22 protein-coding genes, 2 pseudogenes and 1 CRISPR repeat array are annotated in these 24,896 nt (G+C 31.9%); of the genes and pseudogenes, 10 read left to right on the top strand and 14 right to left on the bottom strand.

Annotated features, from left to right (window positions below; translation table 11 throughout):
- The first annotated feature begins 23 nt into the window (after positions 1-23).
- The 4 genes and pseudogenes from AC4AGG_RS02875 to AC4AGG_RS02860 all read left to right on the top strand — a co-directional run bounded on the left by AC4AGG_RS02875 (position 24) and on the right by AC4AGG_RS02860 (position 2,850).
- The gene (locus AC4AGG_RS02875) at positions 24-371 is read left to right on the top strand and encodes a hypothetical protein (protein WP_489770475.1); all 348 of its coding nucleotides are present in this window, start codon (positions 24-26) and stop codon (positions 369-371) included.
- Positions 372-391: 20 nt separating this feature from the next.
- Positions 392-841 carry a hypothetical protein gene (locus AC4AGG_RS02870; RefSeq protein ID WP_489770474.1) on the top strand — a complete coding sequence of 150 codons (450 nt, stop codon included), beginning with the start codon at positions 392-394 and terminating at the stop codon, positions 839-841.
- Between the two features lie 90 nt (positions 842-931).
- Positions 932-1,606 (top strand): hypothetical protein, encoded by a 675-nt coding sequence (locus tag AC4AGG_RS02865; protein WP_489770473.1) that lies wholly within the window; start codon positions 932-934, stop codon positions 1,604-1,606.
- Positions 1,607-1,712: 106 nt separating this feature from the next.
- Positions 1,713-2,850, top strand: a pseudogene (locus tag AC4AGG_RS02860) (IS481 family transposase).
- Between the two features lie 78 nt (positions 2,851-2,928).
- On the opposite strand, the gene AC4AGG_RS02855 reads toward AC4AGG_RS02860, so the two are convergent.
- Genes AC4AGG_RS02855 through AC4AGG_RS02825 form a run of 7 tightly spaced genes read right to left on the bottom strand, consistent with a single transcriptional unit; the run spans position 2,929 to position 5,925 of the window.
- Positions 2,929-3,447 carry an SH3 domain-containing protein gene (locus AC4AGG_RS02855; protein WP_489770472.1) on the bottom strand — a complete coding sequence of 173 codons (519 nt, stop codon included), beginning with the start codon at positions 3,445-3,447 and terminating at the stop codon, positions 2,929-2,931.
- 20 nt (positions 3,448-3,467) lie between these two features.
- The gene (locus tag AC4AGG_RS02850; protein ID WP_489770471.1) at positions 3,468-3,785 is read right to left on the bottom strand and encodes a hypothetical protein; all 318 of its coding nucleotides are present in this window, start codon (positions 3,783-3,785) and stop codon (positions 3,468-3,470) included.
- 1 nt (position 3,786) lies between these two features.
- Positions 3,787-4,845 carry a type I restriction endonuclease gene (locus AC4AGG_RS02845; protein ID WP_489770470.1) on the bottom strand — a complete coding sequence of 353 codons (1,059 nt, stop codon included), beginning with the start codon at positions 4,843-4,845 and terminating at the stop codon, positions 3,787-3,789.
- Between the two features lie 9 nt (positions 4,846-4,854).
- Positions 4,855-5,187 (bottom strand): YegP family protein, encoded by a 333-nt coding sequence (locus AC4AGG_RS02840; protein WP_489770469.1) that lies wholly within the window; start codon positions 5,185-5,187, stop codon positions 4,855-4,857.
- Positions 5,165-5,473, bottom strand: a complete 309-nt coding sequence (yidD, locus tag AC4AGG_RS02835; protein WP_489770468.1) for a membrane protein insertion efficiency factor YidD — start codon at positions 5,471-5,473, stop codon at positions 5,165-5,167. The genes AC4AGG_RS02840 and yidD overlap by 23 nt, the downstream gene beginning before the upstream one ends.
- Complete coding sequence (locus AC4AGG_RS02830; RefSeq protein ID WP_489770467.1) at positions 5,445-5,702, bottom strand: hypothetical protein; 258 nt, start codon at positions 5,700-5,702, stop codon at positions 5,445-5,447. The genes yidD and AC4AGG_RS02830 overlap by 29 nt, the downstream gene beginning before the upstream one ends.
- 52 nt (positions 5,703-5,754) lie before the next feature.
- The gene (locus AC4AGG_RS02825) at positions 5,755-5,925 is read right to left on the bottom strand and encodes a hypothetical protein (protein ID WP_489770466.1); all 171 of its coding nucleotides are present in this window, start codon (positions 5,923-5,925) and stop codon (positions 5,755-5,757) included.
- Positions 5,926-6,104: 179 nt separating this feature from the next.
- On the opposite strand from AC4AGG_RS02825, the gene AC4AGG_RS02820 reads away from it, so the two are divergent.
- Positions 6,105-7,145: a Fic family protein gene (locus AC4AGG_RS02820; RefSeq protein ID WP_489770465.1), complete on the top strand. Its 1,041-nt coding sequence runs from the start codon at positions 6,105-6,107 to the stop codon at positions 7,143-7,145.
- Between the two features lie 4 nt (positions 7,146-7,149).
- Here the strand turns inward: AC4AGG_RS02820 and AC4AGG_RS02815 are convergent, their stop codons facing one another.
- On the bottom strand, positions 7,150-7,812 hold the full coding sequence (locus AC4AGG_RS02815) for a response regulator transcription factor (RefSeq protein WP_489770464.1): 663 nt from the start codon (positions 7,810-7,812) through the stop codon (positions 7,150-7,152).
- A gap of 6 nt (positions 7,813-7,818) precedes the next feature.
- The gene (locus AC4AGG_RS02810) at positions 7,819-9,417 is read right to left on the bottom strand and encodes a tetratricopeptide repeat-containing sensor histidine kinase (protein ID WP_489770463.1); all 1,599 of its coding nucleotides are present in this window, start codon (positions 9,415-9,417) and stop codon (positions 7,819-7,821) included.
- Positions 9,418-9,688: 271 nt separating this feature from the next.
- On the opposite strand from AC4AGG_RS02810, the gene AC4AGG_RS02805 reads away from it, so the two are divergent.
- A complete protein-coding gene (locus AC4AGG_RS02805) occupies positions 9,689-9,970 on the top strand; it encodes a hypothetical protein (protein ID WP_489770462.1) in 282 nt (93 codons plus the stop codon).
- Between the two features lie 120 nt (positions 9,971-10,090).
- Positions 10,091-10,978, top strand: coding sequence for a hypothetical protein (locus AC4AGG_RS02800; RefSeq protein ID WP_489770461.1), 888 nt, complete (start codon positions 10,091-10,093; stop codon positions 10,976-10,978).
- Positions 10,979-11,501: 523 nt separating this feature from the next.
- Here the strand turns inward: AC4AGG_RS02800 and AC4AGG_RS02795 are convergent.
- Genes AC4AGG_RS02795 through AC4AGG_RS02780 form a run of 4 tightly spaced genes read right to left on the bottom strand, consistent with a single transcriptional unit; the run spans position 11,502 to position 15,300 of the window.
- Positions 11,502-12,521 carry a replication initiation protein gene (locus AC4AGG_RS02795; RefSeq protein ID WP_489770460.1) on the bottom strand — a complete coding sequence of 340 codons (1,020 nt, stop codon included), beginning with the start codon at positions 12,519-12,521 and terminating at the stop codon, positions 11,502-11,504.
- A complete protein-coding gene (locus AC4AGG_RS02790; protein ID WP_489770459.1) occupies positions 12,514-13,761 on the bottom strand; it encodes a toprim domain-containing protein in 1,248 nt (415 codons plus the stop codon). Before AC4AGG_RS02790 ends, AC4AGG_RS02795 begins: the two co-directional genes overlap by 8 nt.
- Positions 13,761-14,537 (bottom strand): hypothetical protein, encoded by a 777-nt coding sequence (locus AC4AGG_RS02785; protein ID WP_489770458.1) that lies wholly within the window; start codon positions 14,535-14,537, stop codon positions 13,761-13,763. Before AC4AGG_RS02785 ends, AC4AGG_RS02790 begins: the two co-directional genes overlap by 1 nt.
- Positions 14,527-15,300, bottom strand: a complete 774-nt coding sequence (locus tag AC4AGG_RS02780; RefSeq protein WP_489770457.1) for a ParA family protein — start codon at positions 15,298-15,300, stop codon at positions 14,527-14,529. The genes AC4AGG_RS02785 and AC4AGG_RS02780 overlap by 11 nt, the downstream gene beginning before the upstream one ends.
- 672 nt (positions 15,301-15,972) lie before the next feature.
- On the opposite strand from AC4AGG_RS02780, the gene cas9 reads away from it, so the two are divergent.
- The 3 genes from cas9 to cas2 are packed head-to-tail and all read left to right on the top strand — an operon-like array spanning position 15,973 to position 21,433.
- Complete coding sequence (gene cas9 / locus AC4AGG_RS02775) at positions 15,973-20,202, top strand: type II CRISPR RNA-guided endonuclease Cas9 (RefSeq protein ID WP_489770456.1); 4,230 nt, start codon at positions 15,973-15,975, stop codon at positions 20,200-20,202.
- Between the two features lie 2 nt (positions 20,203-20,204).
- Complete coding sequence (gene cas1 / locus AC4AGG_RS02770; RefSeq protein WP_489770455.1) at positions 20,205-21,095, top strand: type II CRISPR-associated endonuclease Cas1; 891 nt, start codon at positions 20,205-20,207, stop codon at positions 21,093-21,095.
- The gene (gene cas2 / locus AC4AGG_RS02765; protein ID WP_489770454.1) at positions 21,095-21,433 is read left to right on the top strand and encodes a CRISPR-associated endonuclease Cas2; all 339 of its coding nucleotides are present in this window, start codon (positions 21,095-21,097) and stop codon (positions 21,431-21,433) included. The genes cas1 and cas2 overlap by 1 nt, the downstream gene beginning before the upstream one ends.
- Positions 21,434-21,493: 60 nt before the next feature.
- Positions 21,494-24,774: direct repeats of the CRISPR family, unit length 47 nt; unit sequence GCTGTGATTCATCACAAATTTAAAAACTTTTGAAAGCAATTCACAAC.
- A gap of 22 nt (positions 24,775-24,796) precedes the next feature.
- On the opposite strand, the pseudogene AC4AGG_RS02760 reads toward cas2, so the two are convergent.
- A pseudogene (locus AC4AGG_RS02760) lies at positions 24,797-24,895 on the bottom strand (helix-turn-helix domain-containing protein); the annotation flags it as partial.
- Between the last annotated feature and the right edge of the window lies 1 nt (position 24,896).

Raw genomic sequence — 24,896 nt, 5'->3', positions numbered from 1 at the left:
CTACCTTAGTCAAAATTTTTAATATGAAAAAAGTAGTTATTATACTAATCTCAATATTTTTAATCTCATTAATTGTATATAAATTTCTAAACCAAAAAGAGTTTATCAGCTCACAAATAAGTCCTGATGGAAAGTATGTTGTAGAAATTTATAAAGAAAAAAGATTTTTTACAGCACCGGGTGATGGTGGCATAAGTGGAAGTTTAGGATATATTCGTCTTTTAGATAATAAAGGGAATGTAATGGGAGATACTTCTAATTGTCCTTCGTTTTCCTTAGCTGATGTTGAGGTAGATTTTAATATTGTCGATAATCATTTTTTTTATGCAAGAGGAAATTCGATTAATATAAAAAAGGGAAGATGTGATTAATAAGTTGATTATATAAAAAAATGTTATCTCCGAAGAACTCAACTTCGGAGTTTTTATTTCTCATAATTCACAAATCTGGTATGGCAAGAGTTATCATCACTGTGAACCCAGGCTTTGAAGACGCAGTACAGCTTTTCTTGGAAACAGGACTCATCTGGAACGGAGGCGAAGTCCCTGTCATCGGAGATCCAATGTATATGAGTATTGTGGATGAGATGAGAGAACCTACAGGAAAACCACAAGGTAAATATTGGATTACAAGAATACCAACTACATTAACCATCCTTCAGGATAAATCCACAGGATTACCTACAGATGCGGATCAACCATTGCCAATCTTCCCAGAAGCAGATCCTACAAACTGCGAAAATCCTGAAGAATTGGAAACAGAAAAAAGTTTCTCTATTGACAATGTGTCATTAGGAACGCTATCCGAGTCTTCAAAAGTCATCGGAGGAGACTGGAGTTAATCAATAAAACCTTACAAAAAAATAGTTTAAAACTAAGGCAGAGCTATCTCTGCTCTGCCTTTCTTATGTTTAATTTTAAAAATATAAAAAATGTCAGAAATAGGAAAAATAATCAGGGTAAACGCATTACCTCCGGCAGATAAGTTGGAAACCAATGTGATTTACCAAGTTGCAGAACCCGGTTCGGCAGCATATATCGACTATGCTGTCGATGAAAATGGGGATGTTAAAGTAGCATCCATGGAAGTGTATGATAACATCTTAAGTTGTGATAAACGAAGTGCCTTTCCAACAACAGGAGAAAACGGAAAGTTTTATATAGATATCGAAAAGGGGGATGCTTATGTATGGAGCAACGTTATCAACTCATACAAACTAGCAGGAACTGATTCGGTTTGGAAAAACAATGTTAATTCATCCATCAATAATCTGAATAACGCAGTTAATAATTTATGGGTAACTCTCAGCTATAGCAATGAAGAATTAACTATTGGTGAGTGGATTAACAAAAAACCTGTTTATAAAAGAGTTTTTGAAATTGAGGGAGGCAGCGGAAAGAGCGAATTAAATTTGATTGATTTAATCCCTGATTTAGATTACTCTCTCCCAAACTTGATTTTTGAAAATATAGAACATGAGATAAAAGGAAAGTATAATCCTGAAAGTGGTCAATTTATCATTCATCGTAACAATATCTTGTATAGTACCGATGGAAAAATGCCGGACAAGTTTAGAATTATTGTTGAATACACAAAATTAGATTAGAAAAAAGGGGTAGGAAAAGATTTTTCCTACCCCTTTAATTGAATTAGTCAATACTTAATCTGACAGTTAGGATAAAAAAGAATAACTTTAAAACAGATTAAGAATTATGACAACACAACAAAAAATCATTAAGAACAAGCTAGGCGTATTAGAGTTAGCCCAACATTTAGGAAACGTTTCCAAAGCGTGTAAAGTAATGGGTTATTCTCGAGACAGTTTCTATAGGTTTAAGGAACTTTACGAGCAAGGAGGAGAATTGGCATTACAGGAGATTTCACGAAGAAAACCAGTATTAAAGAATCGTGTAGACGAAGCTATTGAAAAAGCAGTAGTAGATATAGCTATTGAGAATCCAGCCTTAGGTCAGCTTCGTGTAAGTAACGAACTTAGAAAGAAAGGCTTTTCAATTTCTCCGGGAGGAGTGAGAAGTATTTGGCTCAGACACGATTTGCATACTTTTAAACTTCGATTGAAAGCATTAGAAGCAAAGTCGGCACAAGAAGGTATTGTCTTAACAGAATCACAACTATCAGCATTAGAAAGAGCCAAAGAAGAAAAGAAAGCACATGGTGAAATGCATAGCATTCGTGAATACCTATAAAAACAATAAAAAAGCGAATGAACAAATTGAGACGCATCACCCAGGTTATTTGGGAGCACAAGACACCTATTATGTGGGTAACATTAAAGGCGTTGGACATATTTACCAACAAACATTCATAGACACGTATTCGAAAGTAGCTTTTGCCAAGTTATATGACCGTAAAAATGCACTTATCGCTGCTGATATGCTTAATGACCAAGTAGTTCCTTTCTTTGAACAGCAGGAGCTTCGTTTGCTAAGGGTTTTAACTGATAGAGGAACGGAATATTGTGGTATAAGAGACCAGCATGAATATCAGCTTTACTTGGCTATTGAAGACATTGATCATACCAAAACAAAAGCTAAAAGTCCGCAAACTAATGGTATCTGCGAACGCTTTCATAGAACCATTCAAGATGAGTTCTATGCAATAGCTTTTAGAAAAAAGATTTATAGAAGTATAGAAGAGCTTCAATTAGACCTCAATAGTTGGCTTTTGTATTACAATAACCAAAGAACTCACACAGGAAAGCACTGTTACGGGAAAACACCTATGCAAACGTTTTTGGATAGTAAACCAATGGCAAAAGAAAAATTACTGGAAACACTTGTTGAAGAACAAAAAATCCTTACTTTTGGTAGTAAAGACTTTAGAGAATAACTGACAGTTTTTTCCGACTATTAAACAAAACTGTCAGATCAAGTAGTGGCTATTACATGTCATATTAAATCGTGGTTATCATGGGTTAACCAAACTATAATAAACATAACCAACAGTTCCTGTTTCTTTTACTTCAACTTTGTACCAAGAACCAATTGCTTCAAGATAAATAAGTGCATCATAACGCTCAACTTTTTCCAAAATCTCAGATTTTGTACTTGGGGATTCTCTGATGTTTAGCAGATCAGTATTGACATAAAGCAAAGTTTCTCCTGATGAAAAATTATAGGTTTTCGCTGAAGAATTACTATTTGATGATCTACTGCTTCCAGAACTTGTAAATGTTAAATTTGTGTTTTTCTTTTTAGTGGCTTTTTTTGGTTTGGGAGCAGAATAAAAACTTCTTCCAGAAGAACTTCCTCTACACACACCACAGCTTCCACCAGAACTGCAATGTGCACATCTACTACAGTTGGAACAAGCCGTACAGTAATCGGAGCCTGTACATCGCGCGTCATGTGTAAGTTTCGTTTCGTTGGCTTTTGCACAGGAAAGCAAAAGCATTGCTGAAAATAAAATTTGTAAAAATGTTCTCATGGATTTTTACTTTAAATTCTTTATGGGAAAATTTGGAACGAAGTATAATATTGGCTAAAGTGATTTAAGAGAGCTTCAGAAAATCTACCCAAATAAATGTTTTTTGTATACTCTTCGGGTTCTTGATCTTTCCACCAATTAACGCTTATAATTAATCGCTTATCATGCACCATTAATTGAAGTAGTGCAGCATCTTCCCACTGACTGGCATGAGTCAAAAATAACTCTCCTTTAGCGTTTTTACGTATTTTCCAAGTCTTTAAATCATTTCGGTCTGATTTCTCTAAAATGTCAGATTTCAATTTTTGGGGATTAACAGTGTAAACTTCTATTCTCATATTACTTATAATTTTCTAAAGTTTCTAATAGTTCATTTCTATAGTTATAGATTTCTTCAAGGTTTTCTAAAAGAAATTTTTCTCCAGCATCTTTTCCGTTATGAAAAACTTCTAAATATTTTTTAGAACCGTTAAAGTGAAATCTACAAATGGGTTTTCGGTTATTATTGTCCAGCAGAACCCCGAAATACGATTGTGTATCTCTATCAGCAACTCTATCTAATGAAACTTTTTCCCGAAGAATTGCTTTTACAATGTAGAAAGCTTCCGTTTCGTCTTCTGTCGTATTGTGTTTTGATTCGGATTTCTCGTCGATAGACGTTTCTTGCTTTTCGGACTCGATATTTTCATTGATACTCAATGCAGATTTCAATCGAGAACTTATAGACTCATTGATGGAAACGCTCAACGCTCTTTTGGTGTATTCTTTAAAAGCTACCATTCTCGTTGCAGTAAGTGGTCTGTCAAAAAATTTATTAACGAGCAATCTTACCATTTCATCGGATGGATTTTCAATTTCTTTTTCAAATTCAGAACGAATCGCTTTAATATATTTCATCGCTTCCGCCGAATTGAGAATATTCTCCAAATTGAAATCTGATTTGGTGAAACTTTCTAAAACCTTGATTCCACTGTCCTTTAAATCTTCCAAATTAATGGTCAAAAAAGGTTTATCGTCCATAATATTAGGTTTCTCCAAATCGGTATAGAAATTATAAATAATTCCATTAGTTAAAACCCCAAACCGAGCTTTCGAAACGTGATAATACCTATGAAGTTGCGAATTATGAGCATCAGCATTTTCTTTCCAGGATTTACATTCGATAATCAAAATTGGTTCATCATCTCTTTTAATCAAATAATCTACTTTTTCACCTTTTTTGGTTCCTATGTCGGCAATATACTCCGGAATAACTTCCACAGGATTGAACACATCATAACCCAAAATCTGAATGAAAGGCAAAACGAAAGCATTTTTAGTCGCTTCTTCGGTTTGAATTTGCTCTTTCAGACCATTGACTCTTTGATGAAGTTGTTCCAGCTTAATTTTGAGTTCCATGATTTTAGATTAAGTCGTTTCATCTTCAATTTCTGCATCAGGAGCGTTCTTCTTTACAGACTCGATTCCATTTTCCATACCTTGGATGGTACTGTAAAATTGGCTTTTCCCGATAACTTCACCGTTTCCTGCTTTTAGGACAAAATAATATTTGTCGTTGGTAGCAACTTTTCTATCGAATCGAGAATCGATTTGAGAATTCACCCTAACCGATTCAACTCCTTTTTTACACCCATCTTTGGTTTTATAACCTTCGCTGGTTAAAATGATTTCTCCATTTCCGGCTTTCAAATTGAATTGAAACTCGCCGTCTTTTCTTTTAGTGATTACAAATTTCCCCATTTGTTTTGTTTTTTATAAATCTTTCTGAAATTTCGTTTTCTTCTATAATTTGAAAATTGGATAGAATAATTTGGATTTCACCGTGTTGATTTTCAACAAGATGAAATCCTTGTTTACATGTTTTCAACCTATATTTCAAAGCTTTAATTCCTTCCAAAAATCCCTTAGTTATTGTTGTTTTATATACATAATTAGAGCAACTTGTTCTAAAAATGCATTTTCTTCTTTTAGAAGGAGGAATAATCTTCCAATAAAACTTAATAATTAGGATTAGGAGATACTTCATCTTTACAAAAGACAACCATTTGATATGAAGACATATATCCTTGTTTCGCACCAATACCAAAACACCCATTGTCTGGCTGAATGAAGGTTGAAACGCTTTCTAATCTCACATGTTTCCAACCTGTATCAGAGTACTGTTTAATAAGTTCTTCTAATTGTCTTGCGACAACACCCGAATTCTCTTTCTGTTGATTAATACTCGCAATAAAGGGTACAACTTTATAATCCATAATAATTTATTTTCTTAATTTGTAGAGTAGAATTTCTTTCTCTTCAAATTGGTTAAGCATATTGAATAAGTTTCCATGTAACAGCTTTTCCACCATAAGGAGGCATTTTATTTCCTTTAGCAATGGGAGCTGTTGTCGATGGTGTTCCAATAACTTTCCATACTCCTGATTCGGGACAAATTTCTGCTGTTTTGGCAGTTGTCCCTATTGGTTTTTTTGACATAACTGATTTTTTTTATTGATTAAACTTCTCAAAAGTAAATTGATAATCAGACCTTTCCTTACGGAAAACCGTAAGATTCTTGATTTATGAAAAATTGTAGCTCATTGTGAATGAAAATATTAATCAAAATCAGTACAATTTGAGCTTAAAAGATTATATTTGTGAGCTACAAAATAAAAATGATTAATCAAAGAGACCAACAAATCATAGATTTCATAAAAGAAAACAAGAGAAGTTCTTCAAAAGAAATTTTTGAGAACATAGGAGCCTCTGTTAGTTATGCCACTTTAAAACGGTCTTTAACAAAGTTGGTCGCCGATAATTTTGTGGTTTCAGAAGGTCAAGGTAAAGGAACCAAATACTCTATTTCACCAACTTTTGAATTGATTCAACCTATTGATATTAACAAATATTACGAAAGCGAAATTGATGAAAGAGAGATTAAAGAAACGTTCAATTTCGAATTAGTCAATGAAATTCTTACCAAAAACTCGGTCTTCACAAAAGATGAATTAGACAAGCTTAATTTGCTTCAAAAAGAATACGAAAACAACATCATAGACCTTAATCCTTCCGATTACCAAAAAGAATTAGAAAGACTTGCTATTGATCTGAGTTGGAAATCTTCTCAAATAGAAGGTAATACCTATTCCCTATTAGAAACAGAGCGTTTATTAAAAGAAAAACAAACGGCATCCGGAAAAACTAAGGAAGAAGCAGTAATGCTTCTCAATCATAAAGAAGCTTTGGATTTTATTATTGAAAACAAAGATTATCTCTCTCCGCTGAGCGTTTCAAAAATTGAAGATATCCATAATATACTCACAAAAGAATTGGGTGTAGAAAAGAATCTCAGAAAAAGACGTGTGGGTATCTCTGGAACCAATTATAAACCGCTTGATAACGAATTTCAAATTTTAGAAGCACTTAGGTCCGCTTGCGCTGTGATTAATAAGAAAGAAAATATTTTCGAAAAAGCTCTGCTTACATTGGTTTTGATTTCATACATCCAACCTTTTATGAATGGAAATAAAAGGACGGCGAGAATCGTGAGTAATGCGATTCTGATGAACTATAATTATTGTCCTCTATCCTTCAGAACAGTGGATTCAATAGATTACAAAAAAGCGATGTTGCTTTTCTATGAACAAAATAATATCTCCAGCTTCAAGGCTATTTTTATGGATCAATTTGAATTTGCAGTGAGAACTTATTTTTAAGAAATTAAAGAATCCCTGAGTCCTTACAAATGGCAATTAATTGCTCGTTGCTTTTGGCTTCAAAAGAGTCTTTGAGCTGATTCAAGGATTTCTCTACTGAACTCAAACTGCTTGGTTTCATCTTTTTAGCTTTAAGAATATCTGGAATGTTTTTTTGCAAAGTGCCTTCTGATAAGAGTTTTAGAATGGTATATTCAACCGTAGTTAATTCAATCGTGTTTCGTCTGAGATTAACAATGTTGTCCTGAGAAATATATTTTTCGTTTTTATAAATGCAATCAATCGCCCTTTTCAGTTCGTGTACATCTTGTCGACCTTTGTTTACAAAACCATCAATTTTTTGTTCATCAAAAAGGGTTTTGATAATCTGAGGTTTCTTTTCGACCGAAAACACTAATGTTTTCAATTGAGGAAGAATCTTTTTAGCTTCTGCAATAAGTTGAGTCCCAGATTTTATGTCTTGTTTTCTATGATCTTCATCAAAGGAAAGGTCAGTAATCAGCAAATCAAAAGATTCTTTTTCCGAAATACTCTTTTTGATAAGATTAAAAGCATCATCACAATAATTGACATATACCGCGTTTACAATTTGGAGATCTTCCAATGCTTTTTGGACCGAAATGCTTGAACTTTCGTAATCTTCCGCAACCAATACTTTTTTAAACATTAGCATCTAATTTAATGGAAAGGCAACAGTTATTTTAGTTCCTACCCGAATTGTTGAATCAAAAGTAATTGTTCCACCACAAGAAAAAATACGGGATTCCATATTTTGAAGTCCATTGTTCTTTTTAAAATCTTCGCGCAATCCTACTCCATCATCAGTATAATTCATAAAGAATTGATCATCATTTAATTCAAAAAAAATAGAAAATCTCTGTGCTTGACTGTGCTTTTTCATATTAACTAAAAGTTCCTGGAGAATCAATAAAGTTTCAGCTTTTATTTTTTGAGAAACTTCACTCCATAACTTTTCCTCATTTCCAATGACAACAGACTTTACAGAATCTGATGAAAAAGAATTGATAAGATTAAAAACTTGTTGTTGGTACTCTTTATTCGGGTTGTCCGAAATGTCTTCGTAGGAAATATCCCTAGTTTTTATGTAGATATTCTCTAGCATATCCAAAATATGAAGTTTATTAAAATCATTATTATTTTCAATCTCTGAAATGACTTGATAAATTCCATTAGCACTAACATCGTGAACTTTTTTAGAGTATTTTAACTGCGTATTTTTGACTTCGATTTCCTTCTCTTGTTTTAAAATTTCTTTTTCTTGCTCAAGACGTTTTTTTCTTTTTTTGTACCAAAAGAAACCTATTAAAAAAGCTAAACCTAAAATTCCAAGTGCGATATTTCTTTGTAAAATTTTAATTTTATTCTGAGCATTTTCAGCCCTTTCTTTTTCAGTTTCATATCGAATTAAAGCAAACTGGTTTTTCGCTTTCGCTCTCGCAGTTTGTAAACTATCATTTAATTTTTGGTATTGTTGAAAATACTTTTTTGAGTTATCAGAATCTTCTAATAAAATTAATTTTTGAAGAGCTTCTAACCTGTCATCAGGACTTTTAAGTTGAGTGGCGATTTCTAGCATTTTTTGAGCATGATAAAGTGATTTTGTTTTGTCTTTATCATGAAAATAATCAGATAAATGAGAATGACTGGCATTCTGTCCCCAAAGATCATTTTCATTTTCTCTTATTTTTAAAGCTTTTCTTAACTCGGATTCTGCATTGTAAATAGGATTTTGAAGAAATTTGGTATAGGCAAGGTTGTCTATAATTGTGGCTCCTAATCGTTTATCTTGACTGATTTCTTTTCGTTTTAATAAATCTTCAAATATATCTATGCTTCTATCATATTCATTAAGTTTAGAGTAAGCAATAGCAATATTATTTTGAATTTTAGCTTCTTCTAAAGAATCATTAGTAACTCTTAAAGCTTTTTTGTACCAAAATAAAGCAGTTTTATAATCTTGTAAATCATTTCTAACAACGGCTATAGTGTTATAAACAGATATTAAATTCTTTTTTTCATTTCCCAAGAATTTAAGGGCTTTTATATTCGTTTCTTCTGATCCATAAAAATCTCCTTTTTTATATTGAATGAAAGCTTGATATATTAAAGAGCTATATGCATTCGCACTATCTTTTTCTTCCTTAAAATAATTAAATGCTTTATTAAAATATATAAAAGCACTATCATTATTTTTTTCATATAGATACTCTCCCTTTAAGTAAAATTCGTTTCCTTCGATTTTATTATTCAATTCTTTTACTCTCTTATTGCAAGAAAATATGATGATCAGACTAAAAAGAATAAGTTTTTTTCTCACTGTACTAAGGTAAGAAAATAGCCGCAATTTTATTTGCGACTATATCAAAAATTATCTTTTAGGCGGAATAAGTATTGTCTCTCCTCCCGTATCCGATTCACTCTCAGCAGAATTCGTCACTTGCGTTGTTTGATTTAGATCAGTATTATCCATCGTTACTGTACTTGCGTCAGAATTGCTAAATGCTAATCCCAACAATATTAAAATGAAATCAATCATTATATTAAAATTTAAGATTTTGATAATTTTCTGGTGTATTCAAAACACAGGTTTTGAACAGGGACTCAGATTAAAAAAAGAAGCGCTTCTTAAATTTTTGGGAAGTAATGATGCTCGGAACAGAAGAGAAAAAACCGCTTCCCAAAGCCAGTTGTTTCCAACTGTTCTTTGCATCACATTTTTTAAAATCAGTTTTGTAACTTTGTTTATCAATGTTTTGTTTATCACTGATTTACAAGACAAAGTAACGATGAAGGAGCCTCAATAACTTAGACAGTGAATGGACAAAGAGGGATTCCGAAAAAGCCTCTGTTTTACGGGAATCCATAATTCTATAGACAAAGAATTGTCTAACTTGGACTTTGTTTTAACTTTTAAAGCAAACTTTATGTTTAAAAAGAAACAGATTTTACTAAAAAAAGTGTTCGAAAAAGCTAAACTAGAGCTTCCAAGAGGAACAAGAAATTCTATTGCTATTTATATAAGTTCTCTTTTTGAGGAAAAATTTGAATTTTCAAAAGATGAAAGAACTTATGCTCGCTATTTTAAAAGAATTTTAGAAGAAAATACTGACTATGATATTGATGACATTACTTTAGATCAATTAAGTATTTATGTTGGTTATAACAATTTTGAAGAATTTTGTGAAAGTGAAAAAAGGTTAGAAGAAAAAGAAGACTCTGTTTTACAAGAAATTTTGCTCACTCTTCTTAGTATAAAGGAAAATATAGCATTTGGAGTTTCTCGCTTTATAGAAAAACGAAGCGGATTTGGATTGATTGGCCTTCTTTTTATAGCAGGAATTATTCTAAATCAATACGATATTTTTAATAGAGAAAAAACTAGAAAGCAAGGTATATTAGATTCGAATATTGCCGAAAATAATAAACTAAAAGATGGTCAAAATACAATCTCCACTCCTATTATTTATCCTTCTGAAAAAGGAAAGGAAAAAACAAATAACCCAATCATCAATGAAAAGAAAAAAGAATGTATGTATTGGAACGGAGAAATGTATATTCCTATTTTTTGTGACGAAAAAATGGACGATTATCATGTGGTACAACTTAATGAAGAAACACTAAAAATCAAACGAATAACTCGACCGGATACCTTAACAGTTGAAAATGCAATGGGAAAAGTTTGGTATGATAAGGCGAATAATAAAGTTTCCTTTTTTACTCATTACGGATTAAACCCCGAAAATGGAAAAGCCATGAAGAATATTACGGAAGGAATTATAAAAAAATATTGCGGAGAAAATGCTTTTCATTAAATTATTTAAGTGTCTAATAATTAAGAAAATATAAGTTATCGTTTAATTAAATAAGTTTATTTTACAAATTAAATATAATATACACAATACATTATTTTATATATTTATAAAATTTATTACTTAGAATTCATATAAACTAAATCTTAAAAAAAATCTTTGTATAGCGAATTACGGAGACAATATCCAACTTTAATGCGAATTTTAGTAATTTTTATAAAAACCTAAAACATTGCTAACCAAGCGCCTGTGAATATTTACTTTTCCCCTATTTAATTAACATGTTTTTACATTTATTATATATTTAAAAAAATTATTATTTTATTAATATAATTAAGTGCGAACAATAGTTAGGTAAAGAATCCATTAATAATGGTGGTTCATATAAATTTGATTAGTCTAAGAGCGGAAACATTATCCAAAAACACGGAAACATTATCCTTTCTTTGCGGAAACAATATCCAAAAAAGCGGAAACATTATCCAATATATCGGAAATAATATCCAATATGTCGGAAACATTATCCTTAAACGGTTTCCAGTAGTGAAAAGACAGCCTTTATGTATGCTTCTCCAGTTAATTCCAGATCCACTCTTCTCTTTAAATGTTGAGACAATTCTTTATATCCTCTAACTTCGTATAGCTTTTTCATCACTCTTAATTGTTGGTCGTCTAATTTTCTTTGTTTTTTAAGATATTTCAAAGCTCTGGCTATCTGTAAATCGTCTAACGTAGGGAACCTATCATCATAACCTATAGCATTCTGTGTATTATATATCACGAAATGATAATTACCCTCCTTGTAAGAATAATTAAAACTAATATCATTAAAGTTATCCAAATCAGCCTTTACACGGATCAAAAAGTCACGTTCGAATCTGTAGTGACCCTCATACTTATTGATGGGGATAAAGAGCTCTTTTAGAAGCTGTGTGTACTCTTTTACAATGCCTCCTAACTTTTTAAATTTCACCAACCACATCAAGAATCGCAGCGTATTGTTGGTAGACGCGTTGAACGACAAATCTTTCTTAATCGAATAATACTGAGCCATATTGAGAAGATGTTGCATAACAGCCTTATCCATTTTGAAATAGATGTTCTTCTTATTCCAGCTTGGCTCCTGGATAAAAGGTACGGCTTTGTATCCGTTAATCGTTTCGTCTTTAAGTCTAAGCCAATTAATATTGGTCATGTTAATCAAGGCCTCTTGTATAACAGAGTTTTTCATCTTCCTACCAGGATTAAGATCGTTAATAGAAACCGAAAAATCAACAACACCTTGATGCGCCCAACCTTCAAAATAATCATCAAAAGAAAGCTGTTTTGCAGTTTCTTCCGCAGCAAAAGGAGTCTTGGTTGTGATAAAAAGAGATTGCTCGTCTTTGATTGCAGAAAGTATCATTGTAATGATTCTTTGCTCAATGATTGACGTTTCCTGAGAAATAAGAATCTCTCGGAAGTCATTAGAAATCAAAACTTTCTTTCTTGGTTTTGAAACTAAAGCATCTCTTTTTGCAACAGGTTTATGTTCTTTTTTAGCCATGATTTGTTGTTTTTAAATGAATAAGATCTTCATTAAAATCCTTATTTAAAGGAGTTTTAATGGTGATGAACCTATCATAATTCCAAATTCGCAAAAGCAAATCTATCACAAATTGGATTGACTCTTTTGTATTTGCAATCATAAAGAAATAATTTGACATATTTTGGGATAATGTCTCCGTAAAGTAGGACTGTGGTAATTCCGAAAGGTCGTCCAATTCGAACTTAACAGTAGATTTTTTAAAAAAATGAGATAATATTTTTACCTTATTATTAGTTGATTCCGAATGTATTTCTATACAAATGTTCTTGTCAGACTTCCTAACACTGTTAACCTCAGGAATAAATGCAGAAATAATATTTAGATTAAAATAATTACCCGCTAAATCGCTATCGTTACCCAAAATAAGCCTTTTGAAGTCTTTTTGGATATAATACTCGCTAATTAATCTTGCCTTCCTAAAACTAAGCTCTCCGTTCGTAGAACAATACTGGGTTTTTTCCGGTGAATATAGCTCATGAAAACTAATAGCGTCAAAAATGCTTTCAAAAATGGATAATGTCTCCGTATTAGCCAGAAACTGACTAAAAGTAAACCCTATCCCATTTCTTGAGCTTTTGTCAAACCATTTTTTATTAAAGTATTCATTATCTGCGGTTTGAATACGAACAACCCCTACTCTATTTCCTTCGATATCACTAATATTAAAGGCTAAACTTTCTGCCATATTAGTTTTATAAGTAAAGAAAATACCGTTGAATAATTCTGAATTCAAAATATTCCAAGACAGTTTTCGAAACAATAATAAATAATCTTTATGCTGTTCAATTTTTGGGATAATGTTTCCGTATGCTACATATTCTGCATTAATATCAGTTTCTTTTGCTGATTTATGAAAGTGAACATTCATACAATTAGCCATGAACTTAGCTGATTGACCCGTAAAACCACTGATTTCGTGATTAATATCTTCTACTGGCGGATCAGTATTTTGTAAGATTCTCTTTTTAATAAATTGGATAATGTCTCCGCTGTCATGATTAATTAGGGAATAATACATCTTTACACCGGTTTTCTCATGGTGAAAAAAACGGATAATGTCTCCGTGTTCACCATCATTTTTTTGAACATAAGCTTTTTTATACTTATCAAAATGGTATGCGCTTCCCATTTTGAACAAAAAATATTGCTCAATGTCAATCTCAAAACGAACTCTATTCCAATCTACTGAATAACCCATTAAGAATCTGCTTTTCGTCTTCCTCTTAGTTTTTCATCTTCTCTAATATATTCGGGTCTAGGTTGGATATTGTCTCCGTATTTCTTCTTTACCAATGAAATTGCTGATTCCAACAAATCCCAATCTTTATAATATAAGTCTCCAGAAATCACCTTGTTATAAGTAACATCTTTGATGAAATCAAAATATTGTCCTGAAATATAAACCGTTGTTGAAGAGTCAAATACTTCATCAGAATTACGTTTGCGTCCACCCTTCTTATTCTTTTCTTGTTCTCTAATGAAGTCGGGTCTTGGACTAATATTTTTAAAACTTGGCATCAATAATTCCAAAGCTTCACCTATCGCTTCAGACTGATTATAGAATATTTGCCTTTCAGCCGTAGCTTTATAAAAAACCAAATCTTTAAGGAACTCTAATGAGGTTGATTTCAAAAATATGGTAAATGTTCTCTTTCCTTGATCTGTATCAATCTTTTTTGAATAGTCTCCCTGATTACCGTTATTCAACAGAGCTGCTCTTGCCTCTAGAATTTCCTTTTTAACAGGTCTATTCTTCTTAACAATCTTTGTTGGAGCCACTTCTTGCTTTGTTTGCGTTTCCTTTAAAACAGATTTGACCTCTTCAATCTTTTTTTCAGATACATTTACCTTCTTTGTGGTTTTCTTTTCATCGACCAATGCGGAGACATTATCCACTTTTACTTCATCCGCTCCTTTTCTTTCCTCCTCCTTCTCTTTGAGAGTTTTGAAATTTTTAAACAAATTAGCTTTCATATCTCTTTATTTTGGATTTCATTTCTTTTACTAAATTCTTATAATCTTCAGCTGCACGACTGCTGGAACTAATTTGAAATATATTTTTCCCTTCCTGCTTTGCTCTTTCAATATTCATATCCTGTCTTATGAATGTTTTAAAGAAATAGTCACTTGCATCCTTCTCTTGCTTAATCAGCTCAGTATATTTTCTAAAATTCACAGTATTAGTCAATACTTTATTAAAGAAAAAACCAAGAAACTCAAGTTTAGGATTGTGTTTTTCTTTAATACTAAGAAACGAAGGCAAAAGGTTATCAATACCTGCAAAAGAGTATTGCTCTGCTTCGATTGGCGACATCACATAATCGGATGCACATAATGCCATTTCACCTAAAGTAAGCTTTTTCATTAATGGTCTTGGAGGACAATCAATTAAAACAAAATCAAAAGGCATTTGTTCCAAAAGGTTATCAAGATTATTTTTTAGAGTATCACGATTATAAGAATCATCTTCTTCTAACAATGCGTCACCTGCAAGAATATAAACATTGGAACTACCATGATGCTTTAATCTGAATTCACCAGTGTTATCTAAGAAATTCTTAATCGTGTAGGGATAATCTTCTTCGATACCATAACCCATGGATAAATTTCGCTGGCTATCAAAATCGATTAAAAGTACGTTGACACCTTTCTTTTGAGCTAGCGCCGCACCTACATGGATTGCCGTCGTAGTCTTACCTACTCCACCTTTCTGAGTAATAATAGAAATAATTGACATATATAAATATTCTGAACATTCAAATATATGAATTATTAAAATATTACAAGTAATAAAATATTTAAAATAAATTATTGCATATATGATTTTCATTTCTTTTATTATACTAATCTATATCATTTTATATATTATATTGATTTACTAATTATAATAATTCTTTTTATTTTTATATTAATTATGTTTGATTACTTTAAATATCTTATTATTTTATATAATTCAAATACCAATATTATTTTTTGGTTAAAATGGGAGAGAACAAAGTTCAAAATAGGGGAGATGGGGAGAAAACGCTAATGCGACTTGGAAATAAAAAAAAAGACGAGTTGCCCACCTTAAGTGTTTTCACAACGGAATAACTTTTATTTAGTATGAAATGCTTGGGCATAAAAAGCAAATAGTAAGAAAATGTTGATTACATAAATTATCTACAGTATTAAACAAACTTTGTCCCATATATACTGCCTTTCCCATACTTCACTTTTATACTTTACAAAGATTAGAATAAAAAAATCCCACGGAGTACGCAGGATTAAAGATTTTCTTCGGCTTATAGCCTTATTGTGAATTGCTTTCAATGATTCAAATGTACTGATTTATTTTTAGAATTTTTACGGAAAACCTTAAAATATTTTATAATCAACATCGTATATTTATACTTAAAAATTGCAAATCATGACTAAAACACTTGGAATAGACCTTGGAACTAACTCTATTGGTTGGGCAATACGAAATCCGTATTTAGACACCAACCAAATTGAGGATTATGGCGTGGTTACTTTTGAGAAGGGTGTTGCTTCAGAAAAAGGTAATGAATTTCCAAAAGTTCAGAAACGTACAGAAAGCCGAGGAAAAAGAAGAAACTATCAAGCTGAAAAATATAGAAAATATCAACTGTTGGAATTTCTCATCCAAAAGAAAATGTGTCCTCTGTCAATAGAAGAATTAGAAAATTGGAAGAAATATAGGAAAGGTAAAAAAAGAGAATATCCACAATCTGAATTATTCATTAATTGGTTGCGGTTCGACTTCGATGGAGACGGAAAACCAGATTTCCATTTATTTGGTAAAGATAAACATGAGAGTTATTATGCTTTTAGAGCTTTGGCTGTGGACGAGAACTCTAAAAAAATATTTGATGACTATCCTGAAATCTTGGGCAGAGTTTTTTATCAATTAGTTCAAAGAAGAGGGTTTAAAGGTCGTGATGAAGAAGAGGCGAGAACAATGCTCGAAGGTAGTGATAAAACAGGAACCAAAGGAAGAAATGACATTGAAAATTTTATTGAAATGCACAAAACTTTAGGAGCTGCATTATATTATTATCAAAAAGAAAATGGAGGGCGAATTAGACAACGATATAATTTAAGAAAAGACTATGAAAATGAATTGAAAGAAATTTGTAAAGTTCAAAAATTGGCTAATGAAGACTATAACAAACTATGGAAATCAATTATTTGGCAAAGACCTTTACGTACCCAAAAAGGATTGGTTGGAAATTGTATTTATGAAACTCATAAAAAAAGAGTTCAAGTCAACCATCCTCTTTATGAAGAATATAGAACTTGGGTTTTTCTTAATAATCTAAATATTGTTCCACCATTTGAAACAGACATACAAATATACCTTCGGGAAAAAATATATCCCATTTTTTATAAATCAAACAATGATTTTGAATTGAGTGTGATAGATAAACAACTCAAAAAAGATGGGGCAAAACGTTTGTCAAGACATCATGAAAAAACCAAAGTCATTTCAGCAAGATTATTGAAAAGTTTTCAAGATGTTTTTGGAGATGATTGGAAAAATCAATTGGGTTGGAATAACATACACGATCGTAACCCCAATCAACAAAAAAGAAAGGGGAACTTTTATACGTTTGAGGATATTTGGCATGTTCTCAGTACGTTTGATGGCCAAGAAAATCTTAAGCAATTTGCCTTAGAAAAACTTAATCTTGAAGAAGAAAAGGCTATTAAATTTTCTAAAATTAAATTACAACAAGGATATGCTACGTTGAGTTTATCTGCCATCAAAAAAATATTGCCTTATTTACAAAGAGGATTTCTGTATAGCCATGCGGTTTATTTGGCAAACCTTGGCAAAATATTAGGAGAAAAAGAAATTACCGAATCTTTAATAAACAATCTATCAAAAGAACTTTCTGTCATTATCCATAATGAATCTAATGAAAGGATAAAATCGACAATAGTTAATAGTTTAATTACTGATGAATTAAACGATCCTAATCGCTATTATATAACAACCAATCGAGATCTAGATGATTGTGAAAAAAGAAGAGTTTTGACAAAAATAATAGATACTTTCGGTGAAGACTCATGGAATGAACTAAGTCAAAAAGAAAAAAATAAAATCATTGAATTTGTCTCAAATGAGTTCTTGAAATTTTTGAAAAAACCGTTGAGAGATATGAAGGATTTATTTTTAAAACCTTATCGGATTCACGACAAAATTTTCCATTATTTACACGAAAACTATGGACATTGGGACGAAGAGGAGGAAATAAAAAAGAAAAAGAAACTGTTGTGGCATCCTTCTGAACAGGAAAATTATGCGGAAGCTGTGGAACACGAAGAGTATGAAATGAATGGAAAAAACTATTACATAAATCCAAAGAACATTAACAAGTTTCTATCAAAAAATCCAGAAGCTGAATACTTAGGTCGTTCTATTAAACTTTTAGGAAACCCAGAACCTTTGAGTAAAGGATTTAAAAATCCGATGGCTTTAAAATCATTACATAAACTTAAAAATCTTATCAATTATTTATTGCAACAAGGAAAAATTGATGAAGATACAAGGCTAGTTGTAGAAATAGCAAGAGAACTTAATGATAAAAACAAACGAAAAGCCATCGAGATTTGGCAGAATGCACGTGAAAAAGAAAATGAAAAATTTAGAGAAGAAATACAACGATACAAAAGTCAATTTCCAGACAAAAAATTCATTGATGAAAATACATTAGTCAAAAAAGTACGCCTTTGGCACGAACAGGGTAAAATCTGTATGTACACAGGGAAAACAATTAGTTTTATAGAATTAATCGAAGGTAATAAGTTTGACTTTGAACACACGATTCCAGCAAGTATTAGTTTTGATAACGAACTAAAAAACTTAACCATTGCTGATCTGCAATTTAACAGAGTTCATAAGGGAAAACAGTTTCCTACACAATTGTTGAATTATGATTCAGAACAATTTGTTGGTGGAGTTTCAACATTACCGATAATTGGCAACATCGAAAATATTTTTGGCAAAAGAAGCTTTGAGGAAATAGAGAAGAAAGGAAAAAAAACAAAAGTAGAACGATGGTCCAAAATTGAAGATTTAGAAAAAAAGCTTGATTCTTGGAGAAAAAGTTCTGCAACCGCAAAAGATAAAGCTTACAAAGATTACTGTATTCAACAAGGTCATATAACAAAAATGGATTTGGATTACTTAAAAGAAAAACTAAAAACATTTACTGTAGCTGAATACAAAGCTGGTTGGCGAAATAGCCAAATTCGAGATACACAGGTTATTACCAAATATGCTTTGCCATATCTGAAATCGTTATTCAAAAAGGTAAGTGTAGAAAAAGGAGGCGTGGTTAATTCCTTCAAGGAAGTATATAACGTTAAACTAGCTTCAGAGAAAAAAGACCGCAATGTTCATAGCCATCATGCACAAGATGCGATAATTCTTACATTAATTCCCAATGCCTTTCATAGAGAAAGAATACTTAAACTATATAATGAGGAAAAAGACAAACATTCTGGAAAAACCTATCATGAAAAACCTTTGGATTGGGATGACTTTTCTGAAAATTATGTATTAGAAATACAAGACAAAGTTTTAATCAATAACCTGATAGATAACCGAACACTAACGCCAACCTACAAAACAGTTCGTAAACGTGGAAAAATTGTTTATGATATAGATTCTGAAGGAAATAAAACCAAACGTATAACTAAGGGAGAAACCATAAGAGGTCAATTGCATGGCGAGACTTTTTATGGTGCTATCAAACAACCTATTCGAGATAAGGACAATAAAATACAGTTTGATGAAAATAAAAAAATGAAACTTCATGAGGAAGTAAAACTTGTTGTTCGTAAGCCATTGCTGTATAAAAAAGATGCCAATTCACCAGGGTTTAAAAATTTAGATGAAATCAAAAAAGTAATTGTTGACAAAGCAATTTTTGAAATGATTAAAAAGCAGGTAGAAGACACTGACTTCAAAACAGCTCTTACTAATGGTGTCTTTATGTTGGATAAAAAAGGAAAAAAAGTTAATCAGATAAGAAGAATTCGATGTTTTGAATCCTTGAAATATGACACTTCAGTCAAAATTCATTCACACCGTTTCGAATCAGATAAAGATTATAAAAAACATACCTTAGCTCAAAATGCGGAGAATCCCTATTGCTTACTATATAAAAGTGAGGAGGGAAGAGGTATGAGGATTTTATCTATTGTAGAATTAGCAGATTTAAAACTAAAAGATATTAATACACTATATAACGAGCCCGAGTTCTCTTTTATACAATCAGGCAAGGGAAAGAATACAAAACAAATTCCTTTATATAAAATTTTGAAGAGTGGAGATAAGGTTCTGTTTTATAAAGAAAATAAAGAAGAATTAAAAGAATTGGATAAAGAAGAACTCTCTAATCGCCTGTATAAAATGTATCAATTTGAATCAGATGGTAGAATAAAATTTAGACATCATTTAGCAGCAGGAATTGATACTGAACTCAAGAAAGCTAATCCAGAATTCTCTTCGGTGAATTTAGATGAAAAGCAAATTTTCTTAAGGCTAACTCAAACACAATGGAACTTTATCGTAGAAGGTAAAGATTTTGAAATGAAGATGGACGGAACAGTTGAGTATAAGTTTTAATTATGCTTTATCGCTCTATTTATATTGGCAATCCTACTTATCTGAAACTTAAAGATAATCAGATGAAGGTTCTTTGTCCTGAAACCAAAGAAGAAAAAGGAAGCGTTCCTATAGAAGATTTAGGTTTGTTGATGCTTGACCATTTTCAAATTACTATTTCGCACCAATTGATTCAACGTTTAATTGGTAATAATGTAGTTATTATTAGTTGTGATGCCCATCATTTACCACACGGAATCATGCTTCCTCTTTATGGTCATACGGAATATTCTGAAAGAGTAAAAGACCAACTGGAGGCGAGTGAACCTCTTAAAAAACAGCTTTGGAAACAAACAGTAGAAGCTAAAATTTGGAATCAGTCTCAAGTCCTCATCAAGTTGGGCAATTATCATGAACCCATGTTGACATATCATAAAAATGTGAAGAGTGGAGACTTAACTAATATGGAAGGAATTGCAGCTCAACATTACTGGAAATATCTCATTGCACCCGATTTTTTAAGACAAAGGTTTGGAGATTCTCCTAATCAATTCTTTAATTTCGGATATTCTGTTTTAAGAAGTATTGTTGCGCGTGCGGTTGTGGAAACAGGACTTATACCGGTTTTAGGTATTTTTCATAAAAACAAATACAATCCATATTGTCTTGCTGATGACATGATGGAGCCCTATCGTCCATACATAGACTTGTTGGTTATGCAGTGGTTGGAACAAAATCCAGAAGCTGAAGAACTGACCAAAGAGTTCAAAGCTTATCTTTTGCAAATAGTAACAAAAGATGTTTTGATTGAGGACAAAACCAGACCATTATTGGTAGCGGTAAAAACAACAATGATCTCTCTATACAAATGTTATACAGGAGAGAAACGACAAATTGCTTATCCTGAGTTATAATGAATGCCGAAAGGTTCAACGCATACCGAATTATGTGGGTAATGGTTCTATATGATTTGCCGACTGAAACTAAAGCCAATAGAAAAGCAGCTCAGCTCTTTCGAAAAAGATTGGAGGACGATGGATTTGCTTTGTTTCAGTTCTCCATTTACATACGACACTGTCCAAGTCGCGAAAACGCAGAAGTCCATATAAAAAGAGTTAAGACGATGTTGCCTAAAGCTGGGAAAGTTGCCATTATGTGCATTACCGATAAGCAATTTGGAGATATTGAAATTTTCTTTGCTAGGAATAAAGAAGAACCACCGCCAACATTCCAACAGTTAGAATTATTTTAATTTTTTGAATCCTAATAAAACCTCAAAAACCTCCATTAATTGGAGGTTTTTTAAATTGAGGCTGTGATTCATCACAAATTTAAAAACTTTTGAAAGCAATTCACAACCGTCTTTGCAAATTCCGCTTCATTTGTAATGCTGTGATTCATCACAAATTTAAAAACTTTTGAAAGCAATTCACAACATCGAATGGATTCTTGATTTATTCGAGTTAGCTGTGATTCATCACAAATTTAAAAACTTTTGAAAGCAATTCACAACTTGATTGATTGATTGAACCGCTTTCGCTTTGCTGTGATTCATCACAAATTTAAAAACTTTTGAAAGCAATTCACAACTTTGACACAAGTTTGTCAATATATCCGTTTGCTGTGATTCATCACAAATTTAAAAACTTTTGAAAGCAATTCACAACTAATTCGGCGGTTTTGCTTCTTTTGGATTAGCTGTGATTCATCACAAATTTAAAAACTTTTGAAAGCAATTCACAACCGTACTGGTCGCCCTCACTATCACGCTATCGCTGTGATTCATCACAAATTTAAAAACTTTTGAAAGCAATTCACAACATAATGGGAATCATGAGTATAATTCCGAAAGCTGTGATTCATCACAAATTTAAAAACTTTTGAAAGCAATTCACAACTCATTGCATGAACTTGTTGCTTCCATCTTCGCTGTGATTCATCACAAATTTAAAAACTTTTGAAAGCAATTCACAACTTTGGTTACATGCCTAATTATAAACAATATGCTGTGATTCATCACAAATTTAAAAACTTTTGAAAGCAATTCACAACCCTGGCGTAAGCACTACTTTGATTCCCCAAGCTGTGATTCATCACAAATTTAAAAACTTTTGAAAGCAATTCACAACTTTTTTTATAAACGTAATGTTTGCGGACTTGCTGTGATTCATCACAAATTTAAAAACTTTTGAAAGCAATTCACAACTGCAAACGACCGTCTTTGTTATACTGACCGGCTGTGATTCATCACAAATTTAAAAACTTTTGAAAGCAATTCACAACTTAAATCCCCCGTTTTCAATCGTTCCCCGTGCTGTGATTCATCACAAATTTAAAAACTTTTGAAAGCAATTCACAACCAGCAAGGATTGCGAAAAATGTGGTCAAAAGCTGTGATTCATCACAAATTTAAAAACTTTTGAAAGCAATTCACAACTCATTGGAGCGTTAACACTCAACAAATGATGCTGTGATTCATCACAAATTTAAAAACTTTTGAAAGCAATTCACAACCTCATGGAGAAATCTCTACCATTTTGTTCGGCTGTGATTCATCACAAATTTAAAAACTTTTGAAAGCAATTCACAACTAGAACTGATACGACCGCACCATCGGCAACGCTGTGATTCATCACAAATTTAAAAACTTTTGAAAGCAATTCACAACTCATTGGTCATCGCATTAAATTTCATCTGGGCTGTGATTCATCACAAATTTAAAAACTTTTGAAAGCAATTCACAACAGAATGTCCATCTATCAGTTAAATCACAGGGCTGTGATTCATCACAAATTTAAAAACTTTTGAAAGCAATTCACAACTAATTCAGGTATAACCTTTGGGTTTTATTGGCTGTGATTCATCACAAATTTAAAAACTTTTGAAAGCAATTCACAACTCACATGGATAGGCTCAGGTCAAAATTTCAGCTGTGATTCATCACAAATTTAAAAACTTTTGAAAGCAATTCACAACCTCACCGTCGAAAGTAATGATAGCTACCTTGCTGTGATTCATCACAAATTTAAAAACTTTTGAAAGCAATTCACAACTTAAGTTCTCCGATAACATCAGGGAATACTGCTGTGATTCATCACAAATTTAAAAACTTTTGAAAGCAATTCACAACTGCTTCCGAAAACACTGATCGATTTAGAAAGCTGTGATTCATCACAAATTTAAAAACTTTTGAAAGCAATTCACAACACAAATTGGTGAACTAAAATATACCCTAAAGCTGTGATTCATCACAAATTTAAAAACTTTTGAAAGCAATTCACAACTATAAACCTTTAGTAAGTTATTATCCGGCAGCTGTGATTCATCACAAATTTAAAAACTTTTGAAAGCAATTCACAACTATTATGTACGAGTTGCAGAAATATCATGGGCTGTGATTCATCACAAATTTAAAAACTTTTGAAAGCAATTCACAACCTACCGTCATATCAACAAAAGCTCCGTTGGGCTGTGATTCATCACAAATTTAAAAACTTTTGAAAGCAATTCACAACTAACGTATTATATGGAGGTTTCGTCTCCTTGCTGTGATTCATCACAAATTTAAAAACTTTTGAAAGCAATTCACAACACATTTCGGAAATAGATAAATAACCAAATAGCTGTGATTCATCACAAATTTAAAAACTTTTGAAAGCAATTCACAACGTAATGCCAAAGATTGGAAATGGTGCGTTTGCTGTGATTCATCACAAATTTAAAAACTTTTGAAAGCAATTCACAACATTGGGACCATGCTTTCTTATCAGGATTTTGCTGTGATTCATCACAAATTTAAAAACTTTTGAAAGCAATTCACAACCATGTAGTTTCAACCAAGATGTCAATATTTGCTGTGATTCATCACAAATTTAAAAACTTTTGAAAGCAATTCACAACTGAAAAATAAAGTTTCCATTGAACGAATTGGCTGTGATTCATCACAAATTTAAAAACTTTTGAAAGCAATTCACAACTAATGTTTGAGTTCCACCATTCACGGTCTAGCTGTGATTCATCACAAATTTAAAAACTTTTGAAAGCAATTCACAACATATAAGATCGAAAATATTCGCCGGGAAAGGCTGTGATTCATCACAAATTTAAAAACTTTTGAAAGCAATTCACAACAACTCGCACTCTTCAACCAATTCTGCTGTTGCTGTGATTCATCACAAATTTAAAAACTTTTGAAAGCAATTCACAACTTAATTTCAGCTTTGCCTTCAATGAAAGTTGCTGTGATTCATCACAAATTTAAAAACTTTTGAAAGCAATTCACAACGATAGAGAGAAAATAGGATTCACTAAGAAAGCTGTGATTCATCACAAATTTAAAAACTTTTGAAAGCAATTCACAACTTGATGGAATTGGAGAAATGATGAAAAATGGCTGTGATTCATCACAAATTTAAAAACTTTTGAAAGCAATTCACAACGGATTGCGAGATATGACTTTATCTGATATTGCTGTGATTCATCACAAATTTAAAAACTTTTGAAAGCAATTCACAACGACTTCTTCACTTTCGTTTCACTTGCATAAGCTGTGAGTCATCACAAATTTAAAAACTTTTGAAAGCAATTAGCCAAGACTGTTACTTTTCTCAATCCTATAAAAAGTCGTTTTACTAATACCCGCTTGTTTACATGCCTTATCTATTGGGATGTTTTTATTATCATACAAGTGCTTGGCAAACTGGTACTTCTCCAGG

It is taken from the genome of Chryseobacterium sp. CG10_8, from assembly GCF_058117085.1.
This window is presented reverse-complemented; position numbering and strand designations above follow the sequence as displayed.

Excerpts from the sequence above, each read along its gene's own strand:
- AC4AGG_RS02875 (WP_489770475.1), top strand. The coding sequence starts at position 24 with ATGAAAAAAGTAGTTATTATACTAATCTCAATATTTTTAATCTCATTA.
- AC4AGG_RS02870 (WP_489770474.1), top strand. The coding sequence starts at position 392 with ATGTTATCTCCGAAGAACTCAACTTCGGAGTTTTTATTTCTCATAATT.
- AC4AGG_RS02865 (WP_489770473.1), top strand. The coding sequence starts at position 932 with ATGTCAGAAATAGGAAAAATAATCAGGGTAAACGCATTACCTCCGGCA.
- AC4AGG_RS02855 (WP_489770472.1), bottom strand. The coding sequence starts at position 3,447 with ATGAGAACATTTTTACAAATTTTATTTTCAGCAATGCTTTTGCTTTCC.
- AC4AGG_RS02850 (WP_489770471.1), bottom strand. The coding sequence starts at position 3,785 with ATGAGAATAGAAGTTTACACTGTTAATCCCCAAAAATTGAAATCTGAC.
- AC4AGG_RS02845 (WP_489770470.1), bottom strand. The coding sequence starts at position 4,845 with ATGGAACTCAAAATTAAGCTGGAACAACTTCATCAAAGAGTCAATGGT.
- AC4AGG_RS02840 (WP_489770469.1), bottom strand. The coding sequence starts at position 5,187 with ATGGGGAAATTTGTAATCACTAAAAGAAAAGACGGCGAGTTTCAATTC.
- yidD (WP_489770468.1), bottom strand. The coding sequence starts at position 5,473 with ATGAAGTATCTCCTAATCCTAATTATTAAGTTTTATTGGAAGATTATT.
- AC4AGG_RS02830 (WP_489770467.1), bottom strand. The coding sequence starts at position 5,702 with ATGGATTATAAAGTTGTACCCTTTATTGCGAGTATTAATCAACAGAAA.
- AC4AGG_RS02825 (WP_489770466.1), bottom strand. The coding sequence starts at position 5,925 with ATGTCAAAAAAACCAATAGGGACAACTGCCAAAACAGCAGAAATTTGT.
- AC4AGG_RS02820 (WP_489770465.1), top strand. The coding sequence starts at position 6,105 with ATGATTAATCAAAGAGACCAACAAATCATAGATTTCATAAAAGAAAAC.
- AC4AGG_RS02815 (WP_489770464.1), bottom strand. The coding sequence starts at position 7,812 with ATGTTTAAAAAAGTATTGGTTGCGGAAGATTACGAAAGTTCAAGCATT.
- AC4AGG_RS02805 (WP_489770462.1), top strand. The coding sequence starts at position 9,689 with ATGAAATCAATCATTATATTAAAATTTAAGATTTTGATAATTTTCTGG.
- AC4AGG_RS02800 (WP_489770461.1), top strand. The coding sequence starts at position 10,091 with ATGTTTAAAAAGAAACAGATTTTACTAAAAAAAGTGTTCGAAAAAGCT.
- AC4AGG_RS02795 (WP_489770460.1), bottom strand. The coding sequence starts at position 12,521 with ATGGCTAAAAAAGAACATAAACCTGTTGCAAAAAGAGATGCTTTAGTT.
- AC4AGG_RS02790 (WP_489770459.1), bottom strand. The coding sequence starts at position 13,761 with ATGGGTTATTCAGTAGATTGGAATAGAGTTCGTTTTGAGATTGACATT.
- AC4AGG_RS02785 (WP_489770458.1), bottom strand. The coding sequence starts at position 14,537 with ATGAAAGCTAATTTGTTTAAAAATTTCAAAACTCTCAAAGAGAAGGAG.
- AC4AGG_RS02780 (WP_489770457.1), bottom strand. The coding sequence starts at position 15,300 with ATGTCAATTATTTCTATTATTACTCAGAAAGGTGGAGTAGGTAAGACT.
- cas9 (WP_489770456.1), top strand. The coding sequence starts at position 15,973 with ATGACTAAAACACTTGGAATAGACCTTGGAACTAACTCTATTGGTTGG.
- cas1 (WP_489770455.1), top strand. The coding sequence starts at position 20,205 with ATGCTTTATCGCTCTATTTATATTGGCAATCCTACTTATCTGAAACTT.
- cas2 (WP_489770454.1), top strand. The coding sequence starts at position 21,095 with ATGAATGCCGAAAGGTTCAACGCATACCGAATTATGTGGGTAATGGTT.